The following is an 18,248-nucleotide window of genomic DNA, read 5'->3' as shown; positions in this document are numbered from 1 at the left end:
TACTTGGTTAAAGAGACACATGAAGCAACAGTTTAGATTTAATCCCCTAGCGACTGCAATTTTGACACTTTTGTGTGGCAGCTCAATACAATCAAGCTATGCTGCATCTTCGGATGCCGTATCTTCAGTGGACAATCAACAGCTCAAGCAACAGTTAAATGAAAGCTACCCAGGACAAAACTTTTTTGAACAATATTATGTCAGCAAAGACAGCCCTGAAGCTCAACAGCGTGTCCCTGATCCGAAATTTTCCCCTTACTGTCAAGGTATTTGGGTAACTCCTGTTCAATCGACCACCAAAGCACCAGATCCAAACAATACCACGACCTATGTAACTGCTGATTATGGCTTTTATAATCCGAATGGCGACTCTGAACTCAAAGGAAATGTCATTCTAGACCAAGAAGGTCGCCAAGTACGTGCTGAACACATCACCATTGATAAAGACCAAACTATTGCACATGCACAAGGTAATGTTCAGCTTGCACAAAGTGGTTTGATCTCACAAAGCAGTAAAGTCGATTACAACTTAAAAGAACAAACAGGCAATTTAAATGACAGCTATTTTATTGCCGAACAAACACATGCACACGGTCATGCACAAAATATCGAACGTAAATCAGCCTCTACACTCATTTTAGAAAACGCCAGCTATACAGCATGCGCGCCAGGCAAAACACCTGACTGGCATATTAAAGCCAAGAAAATTGAACTGAATCAGGAAACAGGACGTGGTTCAACGCACGACACCACATTGTATGTTAAAAATGTTCCTGTGATGTATTTACCTTATTACAACTTCCCAATCGATGACAGAAGAACAACAGGGTTATTAACACCAAGCTTTGGCTGGTCAAGTGGTGAAGGCTTCCTGATTTCTTTACCTGTTTATTTGAATCTTGCACCTAACTATGACATGACGCTAACACCACGCTATTTGGGAACACATGGCGCGATGCTTGAAGGCGAATTCAACTATAAAACAGCGAATTTTGGTGAAGGCTCAATTACTGGTGGCTATCTGCCAAACGACCCAGACTATGGTGATAAAGACCGTAAGTCTCTACGAATCACTCATGACTGGACCATTAACCAATATTTCTCGACTAACTTCGAGTACAACTATTTATCAGACATTGACTATATCTATGATATAAAAAATGATCCGAACATTTCTACTGACTTGAACCAACGACGCGTAGCTCAGCTTAACTTTGCCAATGCAGTTCCTGGTTTAGATGCAAGCCTTAAAGTCGAAACTTACCAGACTCTCGATAAAACCCTGTCTGATGCAAATAGACCATATGCCCGTCTGCCACAGTTCTTATTGAACTACACCACACAAAACCCTCAAGGCTGGCAATTTGAGTACCATAATGACAGTGCTTATTTTCAAAAAGACCTTAGTGGTGGTAATGGATTAGCAGAAAGTGGGACACGTCTATATAACTCAGGCGCTGTTCGCTACAATTATCGTACACCTTGGGCATTTGTGATTCCTGAAGCATCAGTACGCAGTCTGAATTATTTTTATAATCCGAATGGAAGCAGTTCTGAAACTAAAACTGTGGTTGTTCCACAATTTACTTTGGATACAGGTTTAAATTTTGAGAAAGAAGGTAAATTTCTACAAACTTTAACACCACGTTTGTTCTATGCTTATGCACCATATAAAAATCAAACTGGTTATCCTAACTTCGATACAACGACAGCATCGGTAAGCTATGACCAACTGTTTAGTCCATACCGTTTTTATGGTAATGATCGCCTAGACGACAATAATTTTATGTCTTTAGGCCTAAGCTATAGTTTATTTGATCAACAAGGCTTAGAACGCTTAAAAGCTGCTGTAGGTAAAAGTTTTTATTTTTCAGACCGTAAAGTTACTTTAAAGGATGGAGATACTGTTCAGACTAGCAGACAATCAGACCCTGTTCTCTCATTATCCAGTCAAATTACAAATCATTTTACAATTGCTTCTACTGTGGCTTGGGATGATAGTTCAATTGCCCAAGCGAAATTCCAAACTTACTATACATCTGCACAAGGCACGATTTACAACTTAGGCTATTATAAACGTAAAGAAGTCAATAATGCTCAACTTACATATAATCAAGTTGTTGCATCTCTCATACAACCAGTCAAAGATAACTGGCGTATCATAGGGCACGTTCAGTATGACATTGATCACAGTCTAGCTCGTGAATTTTTATTAGGTGTCAATTACGAATCGTGCTGTTGGGCAGTTTCAGTCTATGGTCGTTCATATTACAACGATCTTGATGATGTCACCCAACCTGGTGTAAAACGTAAAAATGCAATTATGGCAGAATTTACATTAAAAGGACTCGGAGCCTTCAACAACAAACTGGCATCTTTACTTGAGCAACGTGTTGTCGGCTTTAACAAATCTAATCAATCTTGGACACAATCTCAATGAAGAAACAACAACTGACCCGTCTTTTTAAAGCAACAGCGCTCGCTCTTCTGATCTCTAGCTCAGTTCCAGCGTTTGCAGCGACAAGCGACGAAGTTGTAGCTATTGTTGATAATAGTGCGATTTTACGTAGTGACTTAGATCAAATGACAGCCGAACTTGCTCGTCAATTACAGACACAAAAACAAGCACTCCCACCCCAACAAGTTTTACAGCAACAAGCTTTAGAGCAAATCATTCTACGTCAAGCACAATTAGAGCTAGTAAAGCGTTATGGTGTCAAACCAAATGAAACTACACTCAACGCAGCTGTTCTTAAATATGCTGAACAAAACGGTATTCATAGCCTAGATGCTTTTCAAAAACAACTTGATGCCCAAGCACCAGGTACTTATGAAATGGTACGTGCCCGTATAGGTCAAGAGCTTGCAATTAACCAGTTACGTCAGCAACAAGTGATGTCACGCATTAAAATCAGTGATCAGGATGTCAATAATTTCTTAAAAACACCTCAAGGTCAGGCTGCAATTGGTAGTCAAGCGCATATTTTACATGTTCGCGTTTCAGCAACAAATAATCAAAATGATATATTGAATTTGCGTGCTGCTGCTGATCAGGTTAAACAAGACCTCAGCCAAAACAATGATCTTCAGGCAATTAGTAAAAAAGACTCTACAGCTGAAATTAAGGTTGTGGGTGCTGATATGGGTTATCGCAACTTGTCAGATATTCCAGCTGAGCTTGCTGCACGTGTCACCAATCTACAAATTGGGCAAACCAGTGAACTTATTCCTGCTCAAGATGGTGTTCACATCTTAAAATTATTAGATCGTAAAGCAAGTGATCAAAAAGCCATCGTAACACAATATCATGTACGTCATATTTTGATTCAAACTTCTGAAGTGATCAGTCTTGATCAAGCAAAACAAAAAATTGATAGCATTTATAAGCGCTTAAAAGCAGGTGAAGATTTCAAAACACTTGCTTCTGTGTATTCAAATGACCCTGGTTCTGCTGCTAACGGTGGTGATTTAGGCTGGGTTAATTTGGGCATGATGGTGCCAGATTTTGAAGAAAAAATGAAATCCACTCCTATAGGTCAATTGAGTGAACCATTCCAAACTCAGTATGGTTGGCATATTTTGCAAGTACTAGATACTCGCCAACAAGATATGACTAAAGAATATCAAGAGCGTTTAGCACGCCAATATCTAGGCGAACAACAATTTAATACAGAATTAGATGGTTGGTTGCGTGAAATTCGTGCAAATGCCTATGTTGACATTAAAGACCCGAGTTTGAATAAAAAATTAAATAATTAACCTTAAAAAACCGACATTATGTCGGTTTTTTATTACATGCAGAAAATAAAAAAACCAGCCTAAAGCTGGTTTTTTTATGAACCGTTATAAATTAACGATTATTTGCATCTTCGTCTGGTGTGTCATCAAATTTGGTATCGTTGTCAAAACCAGAAGCCTGACCGCCGAAGCCACCTTGACCACCGAAGCCACCTTGGCTACCAAAACCGCCTTGACCACCAAAACCGCCTTGAGCACCAAAGCCACCAGCTTGACCGCCGAAACCGCCTTGACCGCCGAAACCGCCTTGACCACCAAAGCCGCCGCCTTGACCGCCACCGAAACCGCCTTGACCGCCGAAGCCACTACCTTGTTGACCACCGCCAAAGCCACCTTGACCACCGCTTACAGGCGCGCCTGCTGGACGAGGGTTACGTGCTGGAACTACTGTTGAAATTGCGTGTTTATAAACCATTTGGCTTACTGTGTTTTTTAATAAAACCACATATTGGTCAAAAGATTCGATATGACCTTGTAATTTAATTCCGTTTACTAAAAAGATAGAAACTGGAATACGCTCTTTGCGAAGCGAATTCAAAAAGGGATCTTGTAAAGTTTGACCTTTAGACATGTCGTTACTCCAAAAAAAATAAAAATGTAATCAGCGCAAAAACTATCTTTAATTTTTTAAATTTATAAAAAAGATAGTTCGCAAATTTTGCTTTATCTGTAACAGATACGCAAGTCTTCTTGAGCCTGCTTTAACGTTAAAAAAGTGGTGAATTTGTGATTTTCTCTTAATGAACGTAACCAAGTATATTGACGCTTAGCCAATTGTCTTGTAGCAAATAAAGCCTGCTCACGCATTATATGCTGATTATTGTGACTTTTGTCACTATTTATCAAGAAATTGAGTGCTTGTCTGTATCCAACACAACGCATCGAGGGAATATCTGGGTTTAAATCGTATTTACCAATCAATGATTCAACCTCATTTAAAAATCCAATTTCCCACATATCATTGAGTCTTTGCTCAATTCTCTGATGTAATTCTAACCGATCTGGTAGCAAAGCATAATTATGAAATATGTAACGGTATGCTACATTTTTAGGCTGCTGTGCTTGCAACTGAGTAATTGGAATACCTGTTAAGCGAAAAACTTCTAGAGCACGAATAATGCGCTGTTTATCACTTACCTTAAACTTCATTCCTGCTACGGGGTCAACTCGGCATAATTCTTCATAGACGTCTTCCCAGCCTAATTGTTCTGCTTGAGCCATGATTTGGTCTCGAATCTGCTGATCTGCACTTGGAAGTTGGTCAGATAAACCTTCAAGCAAAGCCTTGAAGTACAACATCGTACCACCAACCAAAATCGGAATCTTACCTTTAGCATGAATTTGATCAATCAGGCGAGTAGCATCCTCTACAAACTCTGCTGCCGAATACACTTGTAGTGGAGTAATAATATCAATTAGATGGTGCGGGTATTTTTCCTGCTCTGCTTTGCTTGGCTTGGCTGTGCCAATATCCATATCCTGATAAACCAAAGCAGAATCGACAGAAATAAGCTCAAAATTCCCTTGCTCATAGAGCTCACATGCCAAAGCGGTTTTACCACTTGCAGTTGGGCCCATTAAATTGATGACGGGCAATGTATTTGGCATGTAACTCTATTCTCCTCGAGCAAATAATTTATCTAGTTGTGCCAGTGGAAATGCACGCCATGTCGGGCGACCATGATTACACTGGCTGGCAAATTCGGTTTGTTCCATCTGGCGCAGCAGCGCATTCATTTCTGACAGGCTGAGTTGCCGATGGGCGCGTACGGCACCATGACATGCCATACCTGCCAATAATTGATCTCGCTTTTGCAGCAAACCCTGCACTTCATCATTGGGATCTAAATCATTGAGCAGTTCTGGAATTAATTGTATAAAATCAGCTTTCTGCAAAATGGCAGGTACACCACGCACAATCGCCTGCTCATCTCCATACTGATCTAATTCCAAACCCAAACGCTGCAACTGTGGCTTAAGCTCATCAATTCGCATGGCTTGCATACGGCTAATGGAAATGATTTTAGGAATTAAAAGCTGCTGTGATGTCCAAAACTCAGGTTTATCCCACGCTTGTTTCATCTGTTGCAACAAAATTCGTTCATGTGCGGCATGCATATCGACAATAATCAAGCCTTGGGTATTTTGCGCCAAAATGTAAATACCATGTAGCTGAGCAATCGCAATACCTAAAGGATATTCATCCTGAAGGCCTGATGATGAAGCCGCAACTTCTTCAGCTTGGCGCAGTGGCGTTAAATAGGTCTTTAACGCATTATTGACCTGTAAACTTGGCTGATAATTCAACATGGTTGAGCGTTGATACTGCACAGGTTCAACTTTCGCTTGATCAAACTCGGTCATCAACTCAGTCGATGGCTGAGGTATTTCAATTTGTGGCTGTTTAGCAGCATACTCAGCATATTGATGCAGGACAAACTGTTCCTGAATTTTCGGCTGAGCCAATTCTGTAGTCGAGCTCATCGCTTGTGCTAAATCTGCACTTGCCGTTTGAAACTGTGCCAAAGTATCTTTAGCATAATGTCGTACAAATTCATGCACTTCACGTTGATTTAAAAAACGAATTTCGTGTTTGGTTGGATGTACATTCACATCAACATTTTCAGGTTCAACTTCTAAAAATAGTAAATATGCTGCATGTTGATGCCCATGCAAAATCCCATCGTATGCCATACGCAATGCATGGGAAATGGTTTTATCTTTAACAATCCGACCATTCACATAAACATACTGCAAGTCTGCCTGCGATCGCGCATCTGATGGATGCCCTAACCAGCCGCTCAAGCGCATCGAAATACTTTCAGCGTCAATCCAGTAGGCATTTTCAGTAAAAGAGCGACCTAAAAGTTGTTGCACACGTTGGAAACGCAGCTCACCGCTATCAGCAATCGGTAAGTTCAAACGAATCTGGTCATTGTGTTCCAGTACAAAACGAATATCAAAATGCGTGAGTGCTAAACGGCGTACAACTTCTTCAATATGCCCAAATTCGGTACTCGGCTTTTTTAGAAATTTACGGCGTGCAGGAACATTAAAAAATAAATCCTGCACACGAATCTGTGTGCCTTGGTTACTGGCAACAGGTTTTATTTCCTGGGCATCAAACGCGGTGCCATTCACCTCAACCTGATAACCAATGCCTGACTGATCTTGGCTACTGGTCAAACTTAAACGCGACACCGCAGCAATCGATGCCAATGCTTCACCACGAAACCCCAAACTCACAATCGCGTGCAAATCATCAGCCGTCTGAATTTTACTGGTGGCATGGCGCATCACTGCAAGTGGCAAATCTTCAGGGTGAATCCCTGAACCATTATCCATGATTTCTATCAGCGTACTGCCGCCCTGCGCCACACGAATGATTAATTCTGTTGCCTGCGCATCAATTGCATTTTCCAGCAGTTCTTTAACCACAGATGCAGGGCGTTCAATGACCTCTCCTGCGGCAATCTGGTTAGCAAGCGCAGGGGTAAGGGTATGAATCCGCCGCATGGCATCATCCAACGACATTGAAAGCATCCTGAATCTGTAACAACACTTGTGGGTCTTGGGCAGTTAAAATTACGCTGCGCTGCAATTCATCTTCTTCATTTTTTAAAATTTCAATACTCAGATCGGCATCTGGAATTTCATCACCGCCTTTACTTGGCCACTCAAAAATAAATAACGCTTTTGGTGTTTCCAGATAGTCACGAATCCCCATCAACTCCAATTCATACGGATCGTTAAGACGATACAAGTCAAAGTGAAATATCGCACGCTCAGCAATCTGATAAGGCTCGACAAGTGTATAAGTCGGGCTTTTTACTGCACCTTTATGTCCAAGTTTTTGTAATAAATAACGCGTCAGTGTCGTCTTGCCTGCACCCAAATCACCCATTAGATAAATCACGCCTTGTGAAAAATGGGCAGCGACCGCTTGTGCAAGTCGTTGTGTATCCTGTTCAGAGGTTAAAGAAAGTTGCAAGGTATTACTCATAACACTGAAAATAGTCAATAATGCTGTGCATATGATAGCATTGCCCCCTATGAAAACCTACCACCTGTTATGTCAGTTGCTGTGCCATGAATAAATCTGATTTCACTCCACCGATGATGCATGGTGTTACTGCCAGTAAAGTATTTTTAATTCCACAAACTGAACATGACACAATTTTTGCTTTTCTCTGTACACATTTTCCGCATATTCAAACAACAGAATGGCAACAACGCTTTGATGATGGTTTAGTTTTTGATTTATCAGGTGAAAAACTCACTCGACAGACAACTTACCAAAGTAATCAACATATTTATTATTATCGTTTTTTAGAAAATGAAATCGTTGTTCCATTTGAACACCAGATTATTTTTGAAAATGATGACTTACTGGTGGTTGATAAACCGCATTTTCTGACCATGACACCTACAGGGCAGTATGTACAACAAACCCTTTTAGTACGTCTAAAGCAGCAAACTGGCAATGCTGAATTGACTCCAATTCATCGACTAGATCGTGAAACAGCAGGAATTGTATTATTTTCCAAGCGACCTGAAACACGCGGTGTATATCAACAACTGTTTGCAATGCGGCAAATCGAAAAAATATATCACGCAATTGCACCTTACCGTGCTGAACTCAAGTTCCCCATCACAACTCGGTATCGTATGGAAAAGGGCCAACCTTTTTACACCATGCAAATTGTTGAAGGCGCAGTCAATAGTGAAACCGATATTGAAATTTTAGAACACAATCAAAACTGGGCAAAATATATCCTTCACCCAAAAACAGGAAAGCAACATCAGTTGCGGGTACACTTAAATGCGTTGCAAATTCCAATTCGCAACGACCCGTTTTATCCTGTTGTTGCTCATAAAGCAGACGATGATTTTTCTCAGCCACTTCAACTTCTTGCTAAAGCACTTTACTTTTATGACCCAATTACCAAGCAAGAAATGAGATTCACATCACAAAATAACTTATTTTTGTAATGACACAACCATAACATATGCATTGAATTTCGTTATGATTTGATTAAAATGGATCAATACTTATTTTTGTTCTGGTTTTAGCCATGAGAAAAACAGAAGTCTATCAAGTACGCTTAGACTCACAAGAAAAAAAACAGGCTTTTGCAGTATTTAAGCAATTGGGGATTACGCCTGCACAGGCTGTTCGTTTATTTTTCAAACAGGTGGTTCTGACCAGATCTATTCCTTTTTCTATAGAAAATCAAAATATTGATTTGGATCAACTCCTCAAACTAAAAAAATACCAACTTTCTGCATCACCATCAGTTGTTGAGTCAGAGGCTGATCATCAAGATATTTTTGATGAACTCGATGCGATCTTAAAAGAAAATTCGCAGAGTTAATGGCATTACATTTTTCTACAATACGCATCATTCTCTGAGTTTTTTTTTGCTATTCTCACAAATAATAAATCAAAAACAGCAATGGAGTATGCCATGATTGTAAGACGTGCAACTGCTGAAGATCTACCACAACTCGCGGTGCTATTTGATGAATATAGACAATTTTATGGAGCATCTTCTCATATTGAAGAATCACTCAATTTTCTAAAACAACGCTTTGATAATAAAGAAAGTGTTATTTTTATTCATATTAAAGATAATGTTTTTACTGGGTTTATTTTGCTCTATTTAGGTTTTTCTTCTGTTACCTGTTCAACCTACTACATTTTAGATGATGTTTATGTCACCCCCACCTATCGACGTCAGGGTTCTGCACAACAACTGATTGATACTGCGATTCACTTTGCCCGCTATGAGAATGCACTGCGCATTACACTTGAAACCCAGAAAACCAATATCATCTCCCACAAGCTCTACGAAAAAATGGGTTTTGTGAAAGATCAGGAATTTCAGACCTTTCACTGTTTTTTAAAGTAATCTAATTTTTGGTACGTACTGTTGCTAACTCAACCTGTTCAGGCGTGAGATAAATCCATTCCCCATGTTTAAGTTCTTCTGGTAATGCAAATTGCCCTACCCGATGGCGATGCAATTCGATGACTTTATTGCCAACTGCAGCCAACATACGCTTGACCTGATGATAAACTCCCTGATGGATGGTCATGTGCAATTCATACTCGGATGTTTGTTGGAGCTGTGTGGCTTGAAAAATTCCTTTTTCATTGCGCAGTTCAACGCCTTGTTCTAAAGCCTGTATTTGCTCTGGAGTAATCGGATCAGCTGTGGTCAGCCAATATTCTTTATCGACATGTTTTTTAGGATGAGTCAATGCCTGTAAAAATTTACCATCATCAGTCAGCAAAATTAAACCCGTCGTGTCCTGATCCAGTCGCCCGACAGTCTGAATACCACGTTCGCGCAAATACTCTGGAAACAGCTCGAAAACACTAAAATGATATTGCGCTTGATGTGAACATTCATAACCTTGTGGTTTATTTAACGCAATATAGACCTGTTCACGATAACAGCATACTTGCTCTCCAACTTGCAACTCTAAGTTTTGCGGATCAAATTGGATTTTGAGTTGATCACAAAGCTCGCCATTGACTTTAACCAGACCTCGCTGAATCAGGTTCTGGCATTTTTTACGTGAACCAAAGCCTTGAGATTGCAAAATTTTTTCCAACAGCACTAGACGATCTCGATATTTTTTAATTGTGGTATTTTACGCAGTTTTTAGGAAATAATCTCGATTTATGAAAATTCCGACTGTTTCCGTTAGAATGCTCGGCTATTGAACCAACTGAGAATTGCACATGACTTCATCTTTGGATTTAAACTTAATTGCGTTAATTGTGCTTCTTGCTTGCGGTATTCTTAGTCACAACTCCTCAGTGACCATCGCCAGTGCCGTACTGATCGTGGTTCGCATCTCCCCGCTTGATCAATATTTTCCATTTTTACAAACCCATGCACTCAGTCTAGGAATCACCATTTTAACCATTGGTGTACTGACACCGATCGCCAGTGGCAAGATTCCAGGAGAAATGATTTTAAAATCATTTATGAGTTATAAGTCTATTTTAGCCATTGTGATTGGCTTATTGGTCGCTTGGCTCGGTGGTCGGGGAGTTAAACTCATGAGTAATCAACCCGATGTTGTTGCAGGCTTACTCATCGGAACTGTGGCTGGGGTAGCTTTACTGCGTGGTGTTCCTGTAGGCCCATTGATTGCAGCGGGGATGTTATCTCTACTGATTAACCACTCGTAAAATCATGTAAATCTTATGCTCTCAAAAGAGAGCATAAACTGAATCCATCGAAATAGATCATTTAAGAAGAATAATAACTCGTTCTTTTTTGAGAAAATTTATCTAACTGTTTTAAAAAGCCTTCAAAATAATTTTTCTCTTTCTCTTCTGTACGAAAACCCGCATATAAAGTACGGCGTAAACCTTGAGGAGAAACGCAGTCTAAACGGCGACTGGTCACCCAGCCTTTCTGTTCGTATTCATTCACCACCCAATCTGGCAATGCAGCAATTCCACGCCCACTTGCCACCAATTGAATCAGCATTTGGGTGAGGTCGGTAGTGCGAATGTTTTTGGGCTGAATGTTGGCAGGAATAAACAGGTGCGACATGATGTCTAAGCGGTGTTTATCGACTGGATAAGTAATCAGGGTTTCTTCTGCCAGTTCTTGTACGGTAATGCGATCTGCTCGTACCAAAGGATGGGTATTTGACAAGACCAGACGGGATTCGTATTCAAAAATTGGGAAATATTCAATGCCTTTAAGCGCAATTGGATCTGCGGTAATTAGCAAATCGAACTCGCCGCTTTGTAGCAACTCATGCGGGTTTGATTCAAACGCTGAAGCAAAGTCCAAGTCAACATCAGGATATTGCTGGCGATATTGATTGAGCAGTGGCATGAGCCAGTCAAAACAACTATGGCACTCCGATGAAAAAATAATCCGCCCCGTTTGTCCATGCACAATACGGGTAATGTCACTTTGGGTGATCTGAATTTGCGGCAAGATGTCATCAGCAAGTTTTAATAAACGCTGTCCGACATTGGAAAATTGTACAGGACGGCTACGGCGATTGACTACTTCGACGCCATACCACAAATCTAACTCTTTCAACTGATGCGAAATCGCAGAAGGTGTCAGGCACAAATCATTGGCAGCAGAGACCAGTGAACCATGCTCTCTTAAAGCAATTAAAGTTTTTAAATGTCGAATTTCTAACATGCAGCAATCTTAAATTGAATTTAATTCACTATAACATGAAATTAATTAGTTTGCCTCAACATGAATTCTATTCCACTATTATTTCATCAAATGAATTTTATTAATATATAATTTTAGGTAATCTTTCATGACCATTCAAACTCATATTTTAGGCTATCCGCGCATTGGTGCAAAACGCGAACTTAAATTTTCCGAAGAAGCGTATTGGAAAGGCGAAAGTACCCAAGCTGAATTTTTAAGCAAAGCGCAAGCAATTGAAGCAAGCAACTGGCAAGCGCAAGTCGATGCAGGCTTATCTTTATTGACTGTGGGCGACTTTGTATTTTATGACAGTATTTTAACCCATGCCGTACGTTTAGGTGTAATCCCACCACGTTTTGATGAAGCAGCAAAACTCAACACAGTCGATCAACAGTTCTATTTGGCACGTGGCCGTGCACATGCTTGTACAGACGTTGCAGCACTGGAAATGACCAAGTGGTTTGACACCAACTATCATTACTTGGTGCCTGAATTTACAGCCAACCAAACATTTAATGCCAACTTTTCTGACTTGTTTGCTCAAATCGAGCGTGCCAAGGCATTCAACACACCATTAAAAGTGGTTGTTCCAGGCCTACTCACCTTCCTGTATTTATCTCGTATTGTAGATGATCAGCAAAAATCAGAAGCAACGCATGCATGTGGTTGTGGTGCAGAACACAAAGACATTGCCGCAGATAAAGCAACTTTACAATTTGTGGATGCTTTAATTCCTGTTTATGCGCAACTTTTTGATGAATTAAAAGCGCGTGGCGTAGAATACGTTCAAATCGATGAGCCGATTTTAGTTCTGGACTTGGCATCTGAATGGCAAGCCGCATTTGAACGGGTTTATCACCTGTTACAACGTCGTGACGGTTTAAAATTGATTGTCACCACTTACTTTGAAACTTTAGGTACTAACCTGAATTTAGCAGTCAATCTTCCCGTAGCTGGTTTACATATCGACATTACCCGTGAAAAAGTAGGCGAATTTTTCTGGAAGAAAGTAATTGATCAACTGCCAACTCACAAAATCCTGTCTTTAGGTGTGATCAATGGTCGTAGCGTCTGGGCAAGTGACTTACCTGCACTGAATGAAGTGGTTGAAACAGCGAAAAAAGCGCTTGGTGATCGTCTATGGTTATCAACGGGTTGTTCATTATTACATGTTCCTGTCGATTTAAACTCTGAACAAGTGCCTGCTGCAATTGATGGTAAATTGGCATTTGCCCGTCAAAAACTCGATGAGCTGGTAACTTTAGCGACTGGCAACATTTATGCCAATGAAAAACTTAACAAAACAGCTCTATCAGCGTTTGAGTTAGTCGGTCAATCTCGTCCAGAACCGTTTGCAGTACGCTTCAAAGTTCAGCAAGAGAAATTCAACTTACCGTTAATTCCAACCACAACCATTGGTTCATTCCCACAAACATCTGAAATCCGTGCAGCACGTGCCGCGTGGAACAAGGGCAATTTGTCCAATACCGACTATGAAGCAGCCATGAAAAAAGAAATCGCCTATGCGATTGACCAACAAGAACAACTTGATCTTGACGTTCTTGTCCACGGTGAAGCTGAGCGTACCGACATGGTTGAATACTTTGCAGGTTTATTAGATGGTTTCTGGTTGTCTAAGTTTGGTTGGGTTCAATCGTATGGTAGCCGCTGTGTACGTCCGCCTATTATCGTGGGTGATATCACTCGTCCAAATGCAATGACTGTAAAATGGATCAAATACGCCAATTCATTGACGAACAAAATCGTCAAAGGCATGCTGACTGGTCCTGTCACGATTTTGAACTGGTCTTTCCCACCAGTACACCGTACACGTCGTGAAGTCTGCTTACAGTTGGCCGAAGCGATTCGTCTGGAAGTCGCAGACCTGCAAAATGCAGGGATTGAGATTATCCAGATCGACGAAGCTGCATTCCGCGAAGGTTTACCACTTCGTAAAGCAGACCAAGCTGAATACTGGGATTGGGCAGTGAAATCATTTAAACACTGTTCAAGTAGCGCCAATGTGAGTACACAGATCCACACTCACATGTGTTATTCAGACTTCAAAGACTGCTTACCCCAAATCACGGCAATGGATGCCGACGTCATTACCATCGAAACTTCACGCTCTGGCTTGCAGTTACTTGAAGTGTTCCATCAGCAAGGTTATCCAAACGCGATTGGACCAGGTGTATACGACATTCACAGCCCTCGTACACCAAGCGCTGACAACATGCGTACAGTCATTGATAGTGCATTACAAACCATTCCTGCCGAACGTCTATGGGTGAACCCAGACTGTGGTCTGAAAACCCGTAACTGGGAAGAAACTCGTGCTGCATTGAAACAGCTTGTAGACATGGCAAAACAAGTTCGTGAAGAACTTGCTGCATAATAATAAAAAAACAATAAGATCAAGTGTCTAAGTTCGCTTAGGCACTTTTTTAGTGTTTGAGAGTCCACTGATTTTCTCTCAATCATAAAACATCAAAATAACTGATCAATACAACACACCTTTTTTGTTCTTCTTTTGATTTTTAATGTGCTTAAAATATTATATGAAATCCAATTATTTATATTCAGAATAATCAGGTTTGTGAATACGATACAAACCACAATTCCCTGAAAACAAATAAGCTAACAAACAAGTAATGACCGCATAAACAGACACAGAAGTTCCAAACAACTCTATCGCCAAGACAATTGAGGTCAACGGCGCTTTACTCGCACCAGAGAACAAACTCACCAAGCCCAAGCCTGCCAACAAAGACAGTGGTAAAGGCAAAAACTGACTCAAGCCATTACCTAATGTTGTTCCCACAAAAAATAATGGCGTAATTTCTCCACCTTTAAAGCCTGAACCTAAGGTAATCGCAGTAAAGACTGTTTTGTTAATAAAATCAGTCATCGGCAATGGCATTTGAAATGACGCAATAATCGTTGGGATACCCAAACCATTATAATGCTGATGACCTACAAACAAAGTCAGCAACATAATAATGATACCGCCAAGCATCGGGCGAAATGGCATAAAAGTGACATACTTGGCAAACAAATCACCGACGGTATGAATCGCTACGATAAAGAAACGCGTCACCAAACCAAAGATTAAACCGGCAACAATTAAGCTTAAAATGACAGATAAATTGAGCTCAGGAAAGCTGGCAATTTTATAAAAACGATGCGGGTGCAAGATGTGAAAAAACTCAGGTACACTTGCCGCAACAATAGAAGAGACAAAACAAGGAAATACAGCAGAATAACGCAAACTGCCTAATGCCGTAATCTCCAGACCATAAATCGCACCTGCCAATGGCAAACCAAAAATAGCTGAAAAACCAGAACCAATACTGGAAATCAGAAAAATCTTGCGGTTATCTTTGGATACTTTAAGCAACTGGGCAATATGATCAGTCAATGCCCCTGAAAGCTGAACCGCAGGTGCTTCCCGCCCTGCTGAACCGCCAAAAAACTGGGTTAAAATCGCAGTAAAGAAAATCAGTGGACTCATACGCTTGGGAATAAAAGAGCGAGGCTCATGAATTTCATCAATCAGTAAATGCGTACCCCGTTCAATGGGTGTGCCATAACGATAAAATAAAAAACCAATTCCCAAACCGACAAAAGGTAAGAAAAAAATCAACCAGGGATACGCTGTCCGAACTTGGGTTGCCAAATCAAAACAGGTAAAAATGAGCGTAGATGCCAAACCCGAAATTAACCCGATTACTGTCGATGCAACCAACCAATACAGTGAATATCGAATAATTTGCTTATATTCAGAAGAAGGGAAAATTTTCATTGTGGTCACATGCCGCAAAGCAGCGATTTACCAAGACGAGTTGAGTATGGGGCAGCTATTTTAGCATGAGTTATTTTGATTTGAGTTGGCGTTTTTAACCAAACAAAAAAAGCCCTGAATGATTCAGGGCTTTTTTCAGATATACGATAAATTATGCAGTCAATTCATTTACAGCAGCAACAACAGCATCACTTGTAATTCCGAAGAATTTAAACAAATCTTTCGCTGGTGCAGACTCACCATAAGTCGTCATACCAATCACTTTGCCGTCTAAACCAACAAACTTCCACCAGTAGTCGACATGTGCAGCTTCAACTGCAACACGCGCACGCACAGCAGCAGGAAGTACAGCTTCACGGTATGCCGCGTCTTGTTTCATGAACTCTTCAGCACATGGCATAGACACCACACGTACACCTTCAAGTTGAGCATAAGCTTCCATTGCCAAAGCAACTTCTGAACCAGTCGCAATGATGATGGCTTTTAACTCGCCTTTTTCTTCAGCAAGCACATAGCCACCTTTCGCAGCATTTGCAATTTGCGCAGCAGTACGGCTTTGGAATGGCAAGTTTTGACGAGAAAGGATCAATGCTGTTGGGCCATCTTTACGAACCAAAGCAGATTTCCAAGCAATCGCAGTTTCAATCGTATCTGCAGGACGCCATGTATTTAAGTTTGGTGTACCACGTAAAGATGCAATTTGTTCGATTGGCTGGTGTGTTGGACCATCTTCACCAAGACCAATAGAGTCATGCGTATACACATGGATCACACGTTGTTTCATAAGTGCAGACATACGTACCGCATTACGCGCATATTCCATAAACATCAGGAATGTTGCTACGTAAGGAATGAAACCGCCATGCAACGCAACACCGTTGGCAATTGCAGTCATACCGAACTCGCGTACACCATAATGCACGTAGTTACCCGCAGCGTTGTCTTGCACGCCTTGGCAACCTTTCCAAAGTGTCAGGTTAGAACCTGCCAAGTCCGCAGAACCACCTAGAAGCTCAGGAAGTAATGGGCCAAAGGCTTGTAAAGTATTTTGGCTTGCTTTACGTGTTGCAATAGTTTCTGCTTTTTCATTGGTTTGAGCAATGAACGCATCCGCTTGAGCTACAAATTCAGCAGGCAAATCACCCTCAATACGGCGAAGTAATTCTGCTGCTTCAGTTGGGTATTTTGCTTGGTATGCTGCAAATACAGTATTCCAAGCCTCTTCTGCTTGAGCACCCTTCTCTTTGGCATTCCATGCTGCATAAATATCAGCAGGAATTTCAAACGCAGCTTCTGTCCAGCCTAAAGCTTGACGAGTTAATGCAATTTCATCATTACCGAGCGGAGCACCGTGGCAATCTTCTTTACCTTGTTTATTTGGTGAACCTAAACCAATAATGGTTTTACAGATAATTAGCGTTGGTTTGTTGGTTTCAGCTTTCGCTTCAACTGTTGCTTGACGGATTGCAGCAGCATCGTGACCATCCACACGTAGAACTTGCCAGCCATACGCTTTGAAACGTTGTTCAGTATCATCACTGAACCAGCCTTCAACTTCACCATCAATTGAAATGCCGTTGTCATCGTAATATGCAATCAATTTACCAAGTTGCAATGTACCTGCCAAAGAACATACTTCGTGTGAAATACCTTCCATTAAGCAGCCATCACCCAAGAAACAGTAAGTGAAGTGATCAACAACAGTTAGGTTTTCTTTGTTGAATTGAGCAGCCAAGGTTTTTTCAGCCAAGGCAAAACCAACTGCATTCGCAATCCCTTGACCTAAAGGACCTGTAGTCGTTTCAATACCTGGTGCATAACCATATTCTGGATGACCTGGAGTTTTAGAATGTAACTGACGAAATTGTTTCAAATCTTCAATTGAAAGGTCATAGCCTGTTAAGTGAAGCAAAGCATAATGCAACATAGAACCATGACCATTAGATAATACAAAGCGGTCACGGTTTGCCCATTGTGGGTTGGTCGGGTTATGTTGTAAAAATTCACGCCAAACCACATCGGCGATATCTGCCATCCCCATTGGCGCACCAGGATGCCCTGAATTAGCTTGTTGCACTGCATCCATCGCAAGTACACGAATTGCATTTGCAATACGACGTTCGTTTAAAGGGGTTGTCATAGGTCAGAATCCAAAAATTGAATGTTTAAAGAGAAATAAGTGAATTAAATATTCAAGACCCGACTATTGTCTTAAAAAAATGGAGGTGGGTAAAGCCTATTGCTGATGAATTCAACAAATCCCTTGAAATTCTTTAGCAATTCACTCAGATTACATACAATCTGCAAAAAATCCAGCTTATTCACTTAGCAACTATAACAATCTGTTTTTATTCTAAAATCACAATTTCTTAAATATTTCAAATAACTTATCAGTTTTGCGAATGCTGAATATCAGTAAAAAGAAACCTCTTTTGCAA

General features: G+C 40.7%; 15 protein-coding genes. 7 read left to right on the top strand and 8 right to left on the bottom strand.

Going from position 1 to position 18,248, the window contains the following annotated elements; all coding sequences use genetic code 11:
• Nucleotides 1–19 precede the first annotated feature (19 nt).
• Both ACX1N5_RS11430 and ACX1N5_RS11425 read left to right on the top strand, forming a co-directional pair.
• Nucleotides 20–2,440, top strand: coding sequence for an LPS-assembly protein LptD (locus tag ACX1N5_RS11430; protein WP_458802380.1), 2,421 nt, complete (start codon nt 20–22; stop codon nt 2,438–2,440).
• Complete coding sequence (locus ACX1N5_RS11425; protein WP_458802382.1) at nt 2,437–3,759, top strand: peptidylprolyl isomerase; 1,323 nt, start codon at nt 2,437–2,439, stop codon at nt 3,757–3,759. The genes ACX1N5_RS11430 and ACX1N5_RS11425 overlap by 4 nt, the downstream gene beginning before the upstream one ends.
• Nucleotides 3,760–3,850: 91 nt before the next feature.
• Here the strand turns inward: ACX1N5_RS11425 and hfq are convergent, their stop codons facing one another.
• From hfq to tsaE, 4 genes are all read right to left on the bottom strand, one after another.
• Complete coding sequence (hfq, locus tag ACX1N5_RS11420) at nt 3,851–4,369, bottom strand: RNA chaperone Hfq (protein ID WP_458802384.1); 519 nt, start codon at nt 4,367–4,369, stop codon at nt 3,851–3,853.
• 92 nt (nt 4,370–4,461) lie between these two features.
• Nucleotides 4,462–5,406, bottom strand: coding sequence for a tRNA (adenosine(37)-N6)-dimethylallyltransferase MiaA (gene miaA / locus ACX1N5_RS11415; RefSeq protein WP_131380547.1), 945 nt, complete (start codon nt 5,404–5,406; stop codon nt 4,462–4,464).
• 6 nt (nt 5,407–5,412) lie between these two features.
• Nucleotides 5,413–7,332 carry a DNA mismatch repair endonuclease MutL gene (gene mutL / locus ACX1N5_RS11410; RefSeq protein ID WP_458802386.1) on the bottom strand — a complete coding sequence of 640 codons (1,920 nt, stop codon included), beginning with the start codon at nt 7,330–7,332 and terminating at the stop codon, nt 5,413–5,415.
• Complete coding sequence (gene tsaE, locus ACX1N5_RS11405) at nt 7,319–7,801, bottom strand: tRNA (adenosine(37)-N6)-threonylcarbamoyltransferase complex ATPase subunit type 1 TsaE (protein WP_131380551.1); 483 nt, start codon at nt 7,799–7,801, stop codon at nt 7,319–7,321. The genes mutL and tsaE overlap by 14 nt, the downstream gene beginning before the upstream one ends.
• An 86-nt stretch (nt 7,802–7,887) precedes the next feature.
• Between tsaE and ACX1N5_RS11400 the strand changes: the two genes are divergently transcribed.
• From ACX1N5_RS11400 to ACX1N5_RS11390, 3 genes are all read left to right on the top strand, one after another.
• Nucleotides 7,888–8,790: an RluA family pseudouridine synthase gene (locus ACX1N5_RS11400; protein WP_458802389.1), complete on the top strand. Its 903-nt coding sequence runs from the start codon at nt 7,888–7,890 to the stop codon at nt 8,788–8,790.
• A gap of 83 nt (nt 8,791–8,873) precedes the next feature.
• Nucleotides 8,874–9,173: a type II toxin-antitoxin system RelB/DinJ family antitoxin gene (locus ACX1N5_RS11395; protein WP_458802390.1), complete on the top strand. Its 300-nt coding sequence runs from the start codon at nt 8,874–8,876 to the stop codon at nt 9,171–9,173.
• A 93-nt stretch (nt 9,174–9,266) separates the two neighbouring features.
• On the top strand, nt 9,267–9,710 hold the full coding sequence (locus ACX1N5_RS11390) for a GNAT family N-acetyltransferase (protein WP_045793582.1): 444 nt from the start codon (nt 9,267–9,269) through the stop codon (nt 9,708–9,710).
• A gap of 1 nt (nt 9,711) precedes the next feature.
• Here ACX1N5_RS11390 and ACX1N5_RS11385 read toward each other — a convergent pair whose 3' ends face one another.
• A complete protein-coding gene (locus tag ACX1N5_RS11385) occupies nt 9,712–10,425 on the bottom strand; it encodes a pseudouridine synthase (protein ID WP_458802392.1) in 714 nt (237 codons plus the stop codon).
• Nucleotides 10,426–10,549: 124 nt separating this feature from the next.
• Between ACX1N5_RS11385 and ACX1N5_RS11380 the strand changes: the two genes are divergently transcribed.
• Nucleotides 10,550–11,005: a DUF441 domain-containing protein gene (locus ACX1N5_RS11380; RefSeq protein WP_045793584.1), complete on the top strand. Its 456-nt coding sequence runs from the start codon at nt 10,550–10,552 to the stop codon at nt 11,003–11,005.
• A gap of 61 nt (nt 11,006–11,066) precedes the next feature.
• Here the strand turns inward: ACX1N5_RS11380 and ACX1N5_RS11375 are convergent, their stop codons facing one another.
• On the bottom strand, nt 11,067–11,987 hold the full coding sequence (locus ACX1N5_RS11375; protein WP_004752747.1) for a LysR family transcriptional regulator: 921 nt from the start codon (nt 11,985–11,987) through the stop codon (nt 11,067–11,069).
• Nucleotides 11,988–12,114: 127 nt separating this feature from the next.
• Here ACX1N5_RS11375 and metE point away from each other — a divergent pair, with 127 nt between their 5' ends.
• Nucleotides 12,115–14,403, top strand: a complete 2,289-nt coding sequence (gene metE / locus ACX1N5_RS11370) for a 5-methyltetrahydropteroyltriglutamate--homocysteine S-methyltransferase (protein WP_458802395.1) — start codon at nt 12,115–12,117, stop codon at nt 14,401–14,403.
• A 174-nt stretch (nt 14,404–14,577) separates the two neighbouring features.
• On the opposite strand, the gene ACX1N5_RS11365 is transcribed toward metE, so the two are convergent.
• Complete coding sequence (locus ACX1N5_RS11365) at nt 14,578–15,810, bottom strand: chloride channel protein (RefSeq protein WP_458802396.1); 1,233 nt, start codon at nt 15,808–15,810, stop codon at nt 14,578–14,580.
• 151 nt (nt 15,811–15,961) lie between these two features.
• Nucleotides 15,962–17,950 (bottom strand): transketolase, encoded by a 1,989-nt coding sequence (tkt, locus tag ACX1N5_RS11360; RefSeq protein WP_131380565.1) that lies wholly within the window; start codon nt 17,948–17,950, stop codon nt 15,962–15,964.
• Nucleotides 17,951–18,248: the final 298 nt, after the last annotated feature.

Source organism: Acinetobacter sp. ANC 4636 (genome assembly GCF_054454555.1).
This window is presented reverse-complemented; position numbering and strand designations above follow the sequence as displayed.